Genomic DNA, 13,985 nt, shown 5'->3' with positions numbered 1-13,985 from the left:
GAAATATAATGAGCAAGTAATTGTGATATTATATTAAAATAACATAACATTAAGGAAATTATTTGCAATTATGTCCTATTTGGAGGTCTAATATGTCAGAGATAAGAAAAAGATTTTTATCAGTTGTAAAAAGAGTTAATCATGCAGCACTTCTTGCAAATTTAATTAAGTGGATTATACTGGGTAGCATAGTAGGAATAATTATAGGAATATTATCTGAATTGTTTTTATTAAGTTTGCAGACAGTTACGGACAAACGAATTGAGTATCCTTGGTTAGTTTACTTTCTACCCTTGGGAGGAGCTTTTGTTAGTTTTCTTTATACTAAATATGGCAAAGTATCAGCTCAAGGGAATAATTTGATATTAGATCAAATTCATGAAGGTAACAAGGAAATACCTTTAAGGATGGCTCCTTTAGTTTTTATAGGTACAGTAATTACTCATTTATTTGGTGGTTCAGCCGGAAGAGAAGGCACAGCAGTACAGATGGGAGGCAGCATAGCAGAATTTATAGGAAAAATATTTAAACTCGATAGAACAGATAAAAGAATAATATTAATGTGTGGAATTAGCAGCGGTTTTGGAGCAGTATTTGGTACTCCGTTAGCAGGTACTATTTTTGGAATGGAAGTGATCTCTATAGGCACCATGGAATACAGTGCCCTAATCCCATGTTTTATAGCCAGTTTCTCAGGAAATTTAGTTGCAACGTCACTGGGAGCAAGGCATGCTCATTATATAATGAGCGGTATACCTGAACTTTCAGTTTCAGTAATTATAAAAGTAGTTATAGCATCTTTGCTATTTGGTATAATTAGTATAGTCTTTAGTGAAGGTATTCATGAGTGTAAAAGAATATTCTCTAAGTTCTTTAAAAATGCGTTAGTAAGAAGTATAGTGGGTGGAATAGTTATAATACTGCTAACCCTGCTTATTGGAACGAGAGAATATTTAGGACTTGGATTATCAAGTATATCGGCGTCATTCAATCAAGGTGTATCAAAGATGGCCTTTCTATGGAAGATAGTTTTTACATCAATTACTCTAGGAACAGGATTTCAAGGCGGTGAAGTTACCCCGTTATTCTTTGTTGGATCAACTTTTGGTAATGCATTAGGTTCAATATTTAATTTATCACCATCTTTTCTAGCAGGATTAGGACTTATTGCAGTGTTTTGCGGAGCAACTAACACTCCAATTTCATCTTTCTTTCTAGGATTAGAATTATTTCATGGAGACGCAATTATATTTTTATTTATGGCTTGCATTATTAGTTATTTATTTTCTGGGTATCATGGAATATATACTTCACAAAAAATTAATAATGCAAAGAGTAAAATACTTCAACTACCGGAAAATACAACTATAGGATCTGTGAGAAGTTTACGGAGATTAAATAATTAGTAAAGAATACAGCTAGAATAGTTTATAATAAAATATATGTTTATATTAGTATTTCCTGTTGAGACCATAATAAGGGCTATTTATTGTTGGATAGTTGGTATTGAGTTGAATAATTCTAGCGAAGAAAGCTAAAGGGTGTTTTGCATTTATAACGTTCTTTAACTTTCTATTCATTATATTTTAACACTATTGTTTAATGTTTGGTTAATATTTCTATTGAGGGCTGTCACATTAGCACTTAAAAATCGCTAATGCCACAGCCCCGCTCTCCAATAACAGGATACTTCATTGGAGTTTAAGTTTTATGGCACCATATTAATTTTATGACCTTCATTTTGAAGAGAACAAAACTAATATTCAAATAAGAGCTTAAATCTAAGAAATATAATAATATTTAGTGTTAAGCAATTCTTCCTAAATAGCTTCATTAGCTCCACTTTTAAGAAAAAAGTAAATGAAAATATTATTAAATATTAAACAATAGTGAAATTACATCATATAATAGAAAGTATGAATGTAGGAACTTGACCAACTAACAAAAAAATGTTATCATATGATTAAATTCAAATATGTTCATATACATCATGAATTAGAGGTGATACTATGGTAAAGATTGAGGTATATGGTATAAAGGAGGTCCTGCCGGATAAGGGTGGCGGGTGTGGAAGTCCAAGTGGTTGTGATTTATCACTGACTATAGGTGAACAGTATGATAATCTAAAAAGCTTTTTGGAAAAAATGAATATTCATGATAAAGTTGAAATGGAATTTATCGATGTGAGATACATAGATAATAATAAATATAAGGACTTAAAGAAGATGATGGATACAGGGTTTGCTATACCTTATGTCTTTATAAACCAAAAGATAAGATTTTTTGGAGCCATTCCACAAAAGGCTATATACAATGAAATAAGTAAAGTGCTGAATGGTTAAATAAAGCTGATATCTGTAAGACATAATAGGAAATCTGCCAAAGCTGAATAGTGACATAATAGTATTTAAGAAACTAATACAAGGATAAAGATTTGTAAAATATGAAAAGCTGTAGTGTTATTAAAATAATTCTATGGGTAAAAACTATGTTAATTAAACATAATTTTAGTTAACAATAGTTGTAAAAATATCAAGTTGCATATATGATTATAATTAAATATATTCATATAAGGAGGCAAAGAGATGGACCTAATACAAGTGATGAAGGCACTTGCAGATGAAACACGGATTAGGATATTGAATTTGCTAAAACATGGGGAACTGTGTGTCTGCGAGATAGAAACAATATTAGAAATAAATCAATCTAATACTTCAAGGCACCTGATAAAACTTCAAAATGCTAATATACTTGAGTATTTCAAGAAGGCTAAATATGTATACTATAAATTAAATGATGAAACTATGAGTAAATATCCTTTTATAAAAGAGATTATAGAGAAAGAAACAGTAAAGCTGAAGATATGTCAGAATGACTACTCCAGACTAAGCAAATACAGGGACAGCAACTTAAGCTGTGATGATTTGAAGGAAGGTAAAGTTCAATTTTAATATTATATTAATTTAATGGAGGATGATAATATGAAACCAAAAGTAGCTTTTATATGTGTGCACAATTCCTGCAGATCTCAAATGGCAGAGGCATTAGGAAAGATGTTTGCTTCTGATGTTTTTGAATCTTATTCAGCAGGAACAGAGTTAAGACCACAAATCAACCAGGATGCAGTCAGAATAATAAAGGATTTATATAATGTAGATATGAATGAAACTCATAAATCCAAGCTTCTAGATGATATTCCAGAGGTAGATATTGTTGTAAAAATGGGATGTAATGTGGTATGTCCGTTCTTACCATCAAGACATGAGGAAGATTGGGGATTAGAAGACCCATCCGGTAAAAGTGATGAAGAATTTATTAAAACTGCAAAAATCATTGAAGAAAAAGTAAAGGACTTGGCAAAAAGAATTAAAAATAATGAAATTGATTTATCTTTAGAAAGAGATGTTAGATAAAGTAATATATTTATGGAGGGTTAATTAATGACAATAGAAAATGAAAATAGCAGTGGTATTGGATTTTTTCAGAAATATTTAACTATTTGGGTAGCAGCTTGCATGATAGTAGGAATTCTTATAGGAAAGTTTATTCCGGCAATACCCGAATTTCTTAACCAATTTGAGTATGCTAAGGTATCAATACCTGTGGCTATATTAATATGGGTTATGATTTATCCAATGATGATGAAGGTGGACTTTCACAGTATTGTAAATGTTAGAAAGAACCCGAAAGGGTTGTACGTTACATGGACTGCAAATTGGCTTATTAAGCCTTTTACAATGTATGCTATAGCATCATTTTTCTTGTATGTAGTCTTTAGAAACTTTATTACACCGGATTTGGCCAAAGAGTATTTAGCTGGAGCAGTACTTCTTGCAGCTGCCCCATGTACTGCAATGGTATTTGTTTGGAGCACTTTGACCAAAGGTAATCCAGCCTACACAGTAGTACAGGTTGCCACCAATGACTTAATCATTTTAATTGCCTTTGTGCCAATTGTTAAGTTCTTATTAGGTATCAGTGATGTAAGTGTACCTTGGAATACACTGATTTTATCTGTGGTGCTTTTTGTGGTAATACCACTGGCTGGAGGTATCGTGACAAGAGTGCTTATAAGTAAAAACAGAGGTGTGGAATATTTTGAAAAGCAATTTCTTCCCAAGTTTGATAATGCAACTATTGTTGGTCTGCTTCTTACGCTGATTCTGCTATTTGCATTCCAAGGAGAGGTTTTCCTGAATAATCCGCTGCACATTCTTCTTATTGCAGTACCGCTTACTATACAAACTTTCTTAATTTTCTTTATTTCATATTTGGCATGTAAGTGGCTCAAATTAAGCCATGATGTTGCAGCTCCTGCGGGTATGATAGGAGCATCCAACTTCTTTGAACTGTCTGTAGCGGTGGCAATTGCGTTATTTGGAACTACATCACCAGCAGCTCTTGCTACTGTAGTAGGAGTATTAACTGAGGTGCCTGTAATGCTTATTCTTGTAAAGATAGCAAATAATACAAAGCACTGGTTTCCGGCGAAAGGCCCAGTGAAAAGTAACAGCTAAATTCACTTAGTTAAAAAGATCAGCTTTTGCTGGTCTTTTTTTTTACCCCTGCGGTAATGATATTTACTAGTAGTATATTGGATGATAAAGTTTTAAATACCAGTTGACAAACTTATTGTAAAGGCATATTATGAATATATACCCACATGCGTATATAAGTATTGCATAAAAATAACAATTTCATAAAGAGGAGCGAAGATCAATGGATAAACTAACAGACTTTTTTAAAATGCTTTCAGATGAAACAAGGGTAAGAATACTAGTGCTTTTATATCATAAGAAGCTTTGTGTTTGCCAAATGTGCGGCATAATGAATGAGACACAGCCAAAAATTTCAAAGCACCTGGCAAAACTTAGAGATATGGGCTTTGTTAAGGATGAAAGAAAAGAACAATTTATATATTATTACTTAAATCTAAAGGATGAGCTCTTTGAAAATGTAGTAAAGAGTATTATAGAGAGCATAGATGAATATGAAACATTAAAGATGGATCTCAAGAAAATTAACACTGCTGAGGAATTCCTGAATACATGTAGATAATAATTTTATCAACATGTAATGAGTAGTTCCATTGGATATGTGGAAGGGATTTTCTGAACATAAATTTGTGGAGGTGCAGTCATGTCTAATAATAAAGAAGAAATTAGAGTATATATACGTAAAAAATATTCCAAAGTAGCAAAGCTTAAAGAGAGTGGAACTGGGTGCTGCGGAACCGGTGGCTGCTGCTGTGGAGATAGCAGTGTTTCAGACAGCAGTATCCAAGAAGCAGCTGAACGACTTGGTTACAATACTGAGGAATTAAACAACATCCCTGAAGGATCCAATATGGGGCTAGGTTGTGGAAACCCTATCGCCATAGCTTCTCTTAAGGAAGGTGAGACGGTGCTGGATCTTGGCAGCGGAGGAGGTATTGACTGTTTCCTTGCTCTAAGCAAGGTTGGCCAAACTGGTCATGTTATCGGTGTAGATATGACACCGGAAATGATTGAACTTTCCAGAAAAAATGTTGCAGAGGAAGGCTGTAAAAACCTTGAGTTTAGACTTGGGGAGATAGAACATTTGCCGGTAGCAGATAATTCTGTAGATGTAATAATCTCTAACTGTGTTATAAATCTATCATTAGATAAGAGACAGGTTTTTAGTGAGGCATATAGAGTGCTTAAAAAAGGCGGCCGTATATCCATATCTGATGTAGCTGCCACCGCTGAAATCCCTGAAGAAATGAAAAATGATTTAAGCGCCGTAGCAGGGTGTATTGCAGGGGCAGAACATATAGATAACATAAGAAAGATGCTGTCAGAAGTAGGATTTAATAATATAAGGTTAACGGAGAAGGCAAATAGCAGGGAGATCTTAAATTCCTGGATTCCCGGCAGGAATCTTGATAAATTTGTAGCCTCATTTTACATTGAAGCCCAAAAGGACTAGTATAATTACTTTCTTTTTTAGCTTTAGGGATTAAATCCCTAAAGCTAAAGAAGAAAAAAGTGGAGGAGAAAAATGGACATTATTTCAAATTTTTTCAGTTTTCTAAATGATCAGTTATTGAAGATGAATTGGCTCTATGAGATTGTAAAGCTGATGGTAGAAAAGGTCTTTGGACTATCAATCAGCGATAGATTAGGTGGCAGTATCCACTTCTTTATATACGATACTATAAAGATATTCATACTGTTATCTGTACTAATATTTATAATTTCATACATTCAAAGTTACTACCCACCGGAAAGAACTAAAAAGATATTAGGAAATATTAAAGGAATAAAAGGAAATATACTGGGTGCATTACTTGGAACTATTACACCCTTTTGCAGCTGTTCAAGTATTCCGATATTTATAGGTTTTACTTCTGCCGGTTTACCTCTTGGAATCACTTTTTCTTTTTTAATATCTTCTCCTTTGGTGGATCTGGCATCATTAATGATATTAGCATCCTTCTTTGGCCCAAAGATTGCAATAGCTTACGTTGTTGTAGGACTTGTATTAGCGGTAATAGGAGGGACAATGATTGACAAGCTAGGTCTGGAGAAATATGTTCAAGGTTATGTCAGAGAAATAGAAAATGTTGATGCAGAGATAATTGAAATGACCAGACATGAAAGAATAGCATATTCTAAGGAGCAGGTTAGAGACATTTTTAAAAGAGTATGGATTTATGTATTAATAGGGGTTGGTATCGGAGCAGCGATTCATAACCTGATACCAAAAACTGTGGTAGAAAGTGTAATAGGAAGTAAAAATCCTTTTGCGGTATTATTGGCTACAGTAATTGGCATCCCAATGTATGCTGATATATTCGGTACTTTGCCCATAGCTGAAGCACTCTTTGGCAAAGGAGTGGGTATTGGTACGGTGTTATCTTTCATGATGGCTGTTACAGCATTATCTCTGCCGTCAATAATTATGCTTAGCAAAGTTGTAAAGACTAAACTATTAGTTATATTTGTGGGTATAGTATCTGTAGGAATAATCATAATTGGCTACCTATTTAATGCATTTTCATATATATTTATTTAAATTTTAAGGAGGAATTTTTAAATGGTAATTAAAGTTTTAGGAACAGGTTGTGCAAACTGTAAAAAGTTAGAGGCTAACACTAGACAGGCTGTAGAGGAATTAGGATTAGATGCAGTTATTGAAAAAGTAACTGACATCAAAGATATTATGAAGTATGGTGTAATGAAGACTCCGGCACTGGTAGTGGATGAAAAGGTAAAGATAATGGGAAGAGTTCCTTCAGCAGAAGAAATAAAGAAATATCTATAAATCATCAAGAGAAGGTCCTTAATATAGGACCTTTTCACAGACAATATATATTCGTATATTCGAATATTTAAATATAACAATATAAGGAGTTTTCTGAAAATGGATAATAAACGTAAAAATATCATGATTATGACATTAAGTATTATGGCTTTTTTTGCAAATGGAGATAACTACGCCGTAGCTCCTCTGTTAATAAATATAGCAAAGGATTTAAATATTGGTATAAGCAGTGCAGCAGCATCAGTTACAGCTTACATGCTGACATTTGGGTTATTTACAATTATATTTGGACCCTTAGGAGATAGATATGGCAAAACTAAGATAATTAATATTGCTGCCTTTGGAACTGCAGTCTTTAGTATGCTTGGAGCCTTTGTTTCAACACTTATGATGGTTGGAGTTGTGACAATGCCCGTTGAAATAAAGTATTTTGGTAAAAAGCTTACCATCTTAAGAAATGTACTAGCCTTTGTATTTTCCTTTGTTGTAGCATATATTATCGGAATGGTGGTGAGATAAGCATGAAAGCCATATTAAAAAGGTATAGAGCATTTATAATTGCAGGAATAGGTATAGTTATGCTTACAATATTTAATAATGAAGTGGGCTTCAAAGCACTAAATATTTCGGCTTACTCTTTCAAAGAAATGCTTCTTGTCATCCCTCCGGTTTTTGTTTTACTTGGACTCCTTGATATATGGGTGCCAAGAGAAACAATGATCAAGTATATGGGAGAAGGTTCCGGGTTAAAAGGTATTTTACTAGCTATACTTATAGGTTCAGCGGCTGCAGGCCCTCTCTATGGAGCCTTTCCAGTGGCGGCGGTATTTATGAAAAAGGGTGTTAAATTCAGTAATATACTCATTTTTATTGGAGCATGGTCAACAACTAAAATACCAATGTTGTTGTTCGAAATGACATCTCTTGGAGCAAAATTTGCCTTCACAAGGCTTCTAGCGGATATACCCGGAATTATCATTATAGCCTATATTCTATCAAAGCTTATCTCAAAAGAAGAAGTGGAAAAGATTTATGAAAAGGCTGAGTTAATCAATAAATAAATTTATATAAAGAGAGGTAATGTTTATGTCAAAAACCTGGTATCCTGTTATTAACTACGAAAGCTGTATTGAGTGTGGAGCATGCACAAATAAATGTACACATGAGGTATACGATTTGAAAAAAGCACCTATTCCTGTGGTAATTTATCCTGAGGGATGTGTTCATGGCTGTCATGGCTGTGGTAATCTTTGCCCAACTGCATCTATTGAATATGTAGGGGAACAAATTGTGGCAGAAGAAAGCTGTGGTTGTTCTTGTGATACTTCTGAGGAGGGATGCTGTTAATGAATGATAAAAGAAATAAAAATACAGTAATAAGAATTGCAGTTCCGGTAATACTTATATGTATTGTAGCAGGTATATGGTTCTTAAAGAATAATGAAAAAGAAAAAGGCAGCAGACCCATAGCTAATAATAGCAATGCTATAACTGATAATGCTTTACCCAATAATGATGAAGCACCAAAGAAAAATGCTGATTTTGAATTACATGTTACTGAAAAAATTAATATTGAAAAGCTAAAATCCTATGGGATTCCAATTATTATTGATTTTGGTGCAGACTCATGTATTCCTTGCAAGGAAATGGCACCTGTATTAAAAGAATTAAATGAAGAGCTGCAGGGAAAGGCTATTATTAAGTTTGTTGATGTTTGGAAATATCAATCTTTGGCTGAAGGATACCCTGTAAGCCTAATACCTACACAAATTCTTATTGATGCAAAAGGGAAGCCGTATAATCCCAAGAATCCTGATGAAATGGGCTTAACGATGTATTCTTTAAAAGAAACCGGAGAACATGTTTTTACTGTCCATGAAGGTGGTATGACTAAAGAGCAGATGCTGAAAGTTCTAAAAGAAATGGGGTTAGAATAATGAGTTCACTAATTAATCAGTGGCTTGAAGCAATTTCATCAGCAATTACTGCAAATATGTGGTTAGCGCCATTTTTAGCTTTAATTGCAGGTATATTAACCTCAGTTACACCTTGCTCCCTTACAAGTGTTCCTTTAGTAATAGGATATGTAGGTGGCACTGGACAACAGGATACCAAGAAGGCTTTTCATCTTTCAGCAGTGTTTGCTTTTGGCATGGCTTTAACATTTACTATACTAGGGACATTAGCTTCTTTACTAGGTAAACTTTTGCAAGGAACCGGTTCATGGTGGTACATATTCCTTGGTGTACTCATGCTTTTAATGGCACTGCAAACCTGGGAGATATTTAACTTTATACCCCCTTCTAATATTATGGTAACTAGTAAAAAACGTGGTTTTATTGGAGCTTTTCTGGCAGGAATTTTAGGAGGCTTTTTCTCATCACCTTGTGCTACACCGGTTTTAATTGCGTTACTGGCTATGGTAGCCAAGCAAGGTAACCCATTATGGGGGATATTACTTTTGTTACTATATTCCTTAGGACATAGTTTTTTAGTTCTTATAGCAGGTACCTCTATTGGCTTTGTACAAAAGTTATCTTCCAGTGATAACTATGGCAGAGTTAGTAAGATGTTTAAAATTATTATGGGAGTAATCATTGCGCTTATTGCTTTTTACATGTTTTATTTAGGTTTCTAAAAAACATAGGTGAATTGAAAAGTTAACTTCCACTTTGTACTATTAAAATCCACTCTTACCACCTAGAGAGGTGGAATTTACTTTTGCAATTAAAGACACCAATAAAGTAGTTATAAATTTATCAAAACCTATTGTAATGGGAAAAAATACATGATATAATACCGATAGAATGAGAACCGTTATCAAATATGGCGGTCTATCTATAAATGTCAAGTGTTTAACAAAACCAATCTAGTTTTAAGTGATTGTTAAACGGAGTGATGAAATGAAAAATAATGAATCGATGGAAATGTATTTAGAAACTATTCATATATTAGAGAAAAGTCATGGACATGCTCATGGGGTAGAGATAGCAGAACGCTTAGGAGTATCAAAGCCTAGTGTATCAAAGGCAATGAATTATCTCAAAGAAAAGGGCCTGGTGAATAAAGAAGCCTATGGAACTATAACCTTAACCCAAAAAGGCAAAGAGATTTCACAGCAAATATATAACAATCATAAATTAATGTCCCTGTTTCTTAGACATTCTCTTCAGCTGACAGCAGAAGAAGCTGATGAAAATGCATGTAAAATGGAACATGTTATAACTGACGGTATGCTAAAAGCGATTGAAGCATATTTACTAAAAAATAATATTAATATTGATAAGTAAAATAAGCTTTGGAGGGGAATATATGAATGATATTATTAGGAATAAATACATGACAAGATTCTTTAGCAAAACAAAGGAATTAGGTGATCAAGTGATGAACTTAACACAAGCTAATATTAATACAGAATACAGCATTAAAGACATTGAGACTAATGATGAAGAGATTAAAAACTTCCTGTTTACATTAGGCTGTTACGAAGGTGAGGCTGTAACTGTGATATCCATACTCACTGATAATTTTATAATTTCAGTAAAGGACGCAAGGTATAGTATTGATAGAGAGTTGGCAGAAGCTATTATTATATAGCCTTTGCTTGATAAAAAGTTAACCTAGGTTAACTTTACCTATATTTCATTTTCTATTTGAAGATTTCTACGGTGAAAAAGTTAGACAAGGCTAACATTTATTATATTTGCGGGAGGTATTCATAAATATGAAAGTAGCACTAACTGGTAATCCCAATAGTGGAAAAACAACATTATTTAATGCAATTACAGGAAGGATAGAGAAGGTAGGTAACTGGGCCGGCGTAACCATTGAGAAAAAAGAGGGGGATATTAAGAAACACCTTAATAAGACAAATACTCCCATTATAGCGGTTGACCTTCCAGGAGCATATTCAATGTCACCATTCACCTCTGAAGAAAGTATTACAAGGGATTTCGTTAAGAATGAAAATCCCGATGTTATAATTAACATTGTGGATGCAACAAACTTAAGCAGAAGTTTATTCTTCACTACTCAACTTCTTGAATTAGGGATACCGGTTGTAGTTGCTCTAAATAAAAGCGATTTGAATAAGAAGAAAAAGACAGTAATTGATGCAGAAGGCCTATCTAAAACATTAGGGTGTCCTGTTGTTGAAACAATAGCTACGAAGTCAAGTGATAATGGGTTAGAAAAGCTTATATCAACAGTGGTAGAAGTTAAAGGTAAGGCTCAAACTTCTCCCTTTAACAGTAATGGTGTAGATATGGCAGATAGAGATTCTGTGGAAGCTTCTGATAAAAAACGATATGAATTTGTTAAAGAAATTATTGCTAAGGTAGAGAAAAGACAGGTAAAGAGTAACACTCAAACTAATCAGGATGCTGTGGATAGAATTTTAGCTCATAAGTGGCTTGGTATTCCTATCTTTGCAGTGATTATGTGGGCTGTTTTCTCAATTTCACAGACATATTTAGGGCCACTATTGGCCGATACATTTGTTGGCTGGATTGATGCCTTTTATGGATGGGTGGAAGGATTACTTGGAGAGGGGGTATCACCGGTACTAGCTGCAATTTTGCTAGATGGTATTATTGGTGGAGTGGGAGCAGTTGTTGGTTTCTTACCTCTTATCATGGTGTTATTTTTCTTACTATCATTGCTTGAAGATTGTGGTTATATGGCTCGTGTTGCCGTGGTTATGGACCGTTTCTTTAAGAAAGTTGGACTATCAGGTAAATCAATTATTCCTATGATTGTTGGTACAGGCTGTGGTATTCCAGGTGTTATGGCGACCAGAACAATTAAAAACGAAAGACAGAGAAGAACCACTGCAATGTTGACAACCTTCATGCCTTGTGGAGCTAAGCTGCCTGTTATTGCCCTGTTTGCCGGTGCTTTCTTTGGTGATGCATCTTGGGTTTCACCACTTATGTATTTTGTTGGTATAGCTATAATTATAGTAGGAGCTCTAATAGTAGCAAGAATAACCGGCGAGAAGAATAAGAGAGCATACTTTATCATGGAACTGCCGGAATATAGATTCCCAAGTATTAAGAGAGCTACTATCGATATGCTTTCAAGAGCTAAAGCCTTCATTATTAAGGCTGGAACTATCATACTTTTATCAAATGCAGTAGTACAAATTATGCAGACATTTAACTGGAGCTTTGAAGTTGTTGAAGAAGGTGCAGAAAGTACAAGTATCTTGGCAACTATCGCGTCACCATTTGCTGTTCTACTAATACCCTTGGGCTTTGGTGCATGGCAATTGGCTGCAGCGGCAATTACCGGCTTTATTGCTAAGGAGAACGTAGTTGGTACATTGGCAGTTGTGTATAGTATTACGAACTTTATTGATACTGAAGAGTTTGCTCTAATATCTGATGGAGCAACTGTTGCAGGTGTTATGGGCTTGACTTCAGTAGCTGCTCTTGCATACTTAATGTTTAATCTCTTTACACCTCCATGCTTTGCGGCTATCGGTGCCATGAACTCTGAGTTAGAGAGCAAAAAGTGGCTGTGGGGTGCTCTTGCCTTCCAACTAGGTATGGGTTATACTGTAGCATTTATAACTTATCAAGTAGGAACCTTGATTACAACCGGTGGGGTAGGTACTGGTTTCCTACCTGGCTTAATCGTTGTTGCGGCATTGATTGGCTGTGTGGTATACCTCATGAGAAAAGGTGACGCAAAAGCACAAGCAAGTGGAAAAGCAGCGTTAAGTGCCTAGAACATTAGTGACAAGTTTAGAGGAATGGAGGATGTAATTATGGCAAATGTAATAGTAGTTTTGGTCATATTAGCAATAGTAGGTGCTTCAACCGCAAAGGTAATTATTGAAAAGAAAAAGGGAGTCAAGTGTATTGGCTGTCCACATTCCGGTAAGAGTAATTGCGGTTGCGACTCAAAAAAGTAGTATAAGGACCCCAGAAATAAAGAAGATCCGAGTAGTCATTACTCGGATTTTTTTATTTACCGCCATAAGGGATAAGTTCTGTAACAATCATAGCCATTTCCTTTGGAGAAACCGTCATATCATCCGCCAACCACTGCTGAATTATACCAATGCAGCCCCCAACTATAAAAGGTCTTAGAAAATGAATTTTTATCTTTGATAGCGAGTCATCAAGTAGGGGCTTAGACTCGGTGATGGCCTGTTTGAATTTCTGAACAAAGGAATAGTCACCATCATGGCCAAGCAGTATCTTACACATCTCTGCGTTATCTTGAACAAACTCAAATACATAGGTGAAAAAGGAAATCAAGTTTTCATAAGTAGCGGTTTCCTTCGAAAATCTATTAAAGGCTTCAGTGAAGTCATTGAACATTTCTGTTTCTATCTGCTCTACCATATCATATATATCGCGATAGTAGAGATAAAAGGTGGACCTGTTCACATCTACCAAATCAGTAAGTTCCTTTACGGTGATGTTACTGATTTTCTTTTCTGACATAAGCTTTGTAAGTCCTTGCAGCAGTAATTTTTTAGTTCTGCGAATACGTCTATCAATCTTTCGCTCTTCCATAATTGAAAACCTCCAAGAAATTTAAAATATAATAGACACATATCTATTATGTGTTGTTTATCCAACAAAATGACAATGTTTTAATGGTTGAAAGTACACTACACACGTTCTATAATACACATATGTCGATTAAAATACAAATGTTTTTTATTTTAGCTAGAAGGAGGTAGA

At 34.5% G+C, this 13,985-nt stretch carries 19 protein-coding genes; 18 read left to right on the top strand and 1 reads right to left on the bottom strand.

Going from position 1 to position 13,985, the window contains the following annotated elements; genetic code table 11:
- Window positions 1-92 precede the first annotated feature (92 nt).
- The 18 genes from FHY60_RS13065 (at window position 93) to FHY60_RS12980 (ending at window position 13,204) form a co-directional block, all read left to right on the top strand.
- Window positions 93-1,406 (top strand): voltage-gated chloride channel family protein, encoded by a 1,314-nt coding sequence (locus tag FHY60_RS13065; RefSeq protein WP_139905461.1) that lies wholly within the window; start codon window positions 93-95, stop codon window positions 1,404-1,406.
- A gap of 603 nt (window positions 1,407-2,009) precedes the next feature.
- Window positions 2,010-2,342, top strand: a complete 333-nt coding sequence (locus FHY60_RS13060) for a hypothetical protein (RefSeq protein WP_139905460.1) — start codon at window positions 2,010-2,012, stop codon at window positions 2,340-2,342.
- 243 nt (window positions 2,343-2,585) lie between these two features.
- Window positions 2,586-2,951 carry an ArsR/SmtB family transcription factor gene (locus tag FHY60_RS13055; RefSeq protein ID WP_139905459.1) on the top strand — a complete coding sequence of 122 codons (366 nt, stop codon included), beginning with the start codon at window positions 2,586-2,588 and terminating at the stop codon, window positions 2,949-2,951.
- Between the two features lie 30 nt (window positions 2,952-2,981).
- Complete coding sequence (locus tag FHY60_RS13050; protein WP_139905458.1) at window positions 2,982-3,413, top strand: arsenate reductase ArsC; 432 nt, start codon at window positions 2,982-2,984, stop codon at window positions 3,411-3,413.
- A gap of 27 nt (window positions 3,414-3,440) precedes the next feature.
- The gene (gene arsB / locus FHY60_RS13045; RefSeq protein WP_139905457.1) at window positions 3,441-4,517 is read left to right on the top strand and encodes an ACR3 family arsenite efflux transporter; all 1,077 of its coding nucleotides are present in this window, start codon (window positions 3,441-3,443) and stop codon (window positions 4,515-4,517) included.
- A gap of 202 nt (window positions 4,518-4,719) precedes the next feature.
- Window positions 4,720-5,058: an ArsR/SmtB family transcription factor gene (locus tag FHY60_RS13040; RefSeq protein WP_139905456.1), complete on the top strand. Its 339-nt coding sequence runs from the start codon at window positions 4,720-4,722 to the stop codon at window positions 5,056-5,058.
- An 81-nt stretch (window positions 5,059-5,139) separates the two neighbouring features.
- The gene (arsM, locus tag FHY60_RS13035) at window positions 5,140-5,949 is read left to right on the top strand and encodes an arsenite methyltransferase (RefSeq protein ID WP_139905455.1); all 810 of its coding nucleotides are present in this window, start codon (window positions 5,140-5,142) and stop codon (window positions 5,947-5,949) included.
- A gap of 72 nt (window positions 5,950-6,021) precedes the next feature.
- On the top strand, window positions 6,022-7,038 hold the full coding sequence (locus FHY60_RS13030; protein ID WP_139905454.1) for a permease: 1,017 nt from the start codon (window positions 6,022-6,024) through the stop codon (window positions 7,036-7,038).
- 21 nt (window positions 7,039-7,059) lie between these two features.
- Complete coding sequence (locus tag FHY60_RS13025) at window positions 7,060-7,287, top strand: thioredoxin family protein (RefSeq protein WP_139905453.1); 228 nt, start codon at window positions 7,060-7,062, stop codon at window positions 7,285-7,287.
- Between the two features lie 99 nt (window positions 7,288-7,386).
- Window positions 7,387-7,806, top strand: coding sequence for an MFS transporter (locus FHY60_RS13020; RefSeq protein WP_139905452.1), 420 nt, complete (start codon window positions 7,387-7,389; stop codon window positions 7,804-7,806).
- A gap of 2 nt (window positions 7,807-7,808) precedes the next feature.
- On the top strand, window positions 7,809-8,348 hold the full coding sequence (locus tag FHY60_RS13015; RefSeq protein WP_139905451.1) for a permease: 540 nt from the start codon (window positions 7,809-7,811) through the stop codon (window positions 8,346-8,348).
- A gap of 25 nt (window positions 8,349-8,373) precedes the next feature.
- Window positions 8,374-8,634, top strand: a complete 261-nt coding sequence (locus FHY60_RS13010; RefSeq protein ID WP_139905450.1) for a 4Fe-4S dicluster domain-containing protein — start codon at window positions 8,374-8,376, stop codon at window positions 8,632-8,634.
- A complete protein-coding gene (locus tag FHY60_RS13005) occupies window positions 8,634-9,224 on the top strand; it encodes a thioredoxin family protein (protein WP_243122150.1) in 591 nt (196 codons plus the stop codon). Before FHY60_RS13010 ends, FHY60_RS13005 begins: the two co-directional genes overlap by 1 nt.
- The gene (locus tag FHY60_RS13000; RefSeq protein ID WP_139905448.1) at window positions 9,224-9,925 is read left to right on the top strand and encodes a cytochrome c biogenesis CcdA family protein; all 702 of its coding nucleotides are present in this window, start codon (window positions 9,224-9,226) and stop codon (window positions 9,923-9,925) included. The genes FHY60_RS13005 and FHY60_RS13000 overlap by 1 nt, the downstream gene beginning before the upstream one ends.
- 265 nt (window positions 9,926-10,190) lie before the next feature.
- Window positions 10,191-10,577, top strand: a complete 387-nt coding sequence (locus FHY60_RS12995) for a metal-dependent transcriptional regulator (protein ID WP_139905447.1) — start codon at window positions 10,191-10,193, stop codon at window positions 10,575-10,577.
- Between the two features lie 22 nt (window positions 10,578-10,599).
- Window positions 10,600-10,884, top strand: coding sequence for a FeoA family protein (locus tag FHY60_RS12990; protein ID WP_341472529.1), 285 nt, complete (start codon window positions 10,600-10,602; stop codon window positions 10,882-10,884).
- 127 nt (window positions 10,885-11,011) lie between these two features.
- Window positions 11,012-13,018, top strand: coding sequence for a ferrous iron transport protein B (feoB, locus tag FHY60_RS12985; protein WP_139905446.1), 2,007 nt, complete (start codon window positions 11,012-11,014; stop codon window positions 13,016-13,018).
- Window positions 13,019-13,057: 39 nt separating this feature from the next.
- Window positions 13,058-13,204, top strand: a complete 147-nt coding sequence (locus tag FHY60_RS12980; protein ID WP_139905445.1) for a FeoB-associated Cys-rich membrane protein — start codon at window positions 13,058-13,060, stop codon at window positions 13,202-13,204.
- A gap of 52 nt (window positions 13,205-13,256) precedes the next feature.
- Here the strand turns inward: FHY60_RS12980 and FHY60_RS12975 are convergent, their stop codons facing one another.
- A complete protein-coding gene (locus FHY60_RS12975) occupies window positions 13,257-13,814 on the bottom strand; it encodes a TetR-like C-terminal domain-containing protein (RefSeq protein WP_139905444.1) in 558 nt (185 codons plus the stop codon).
- Window positions 13,815-13,985: the final 171 nt, after the last annotated feature.

Source organism: Clostridium thermarum, assembly GCF_006351925.1.
Taxonomy (GTDB): domain Bacteria; phylum Bacillota; class Clostridia; order Clostridiales; family Clostridiaceae; genus Clostridium_AU; species Clostridium_AU thermarum.
This window is presented reverse-complemented; position numbering and strand designations above follow the sequence as displayed.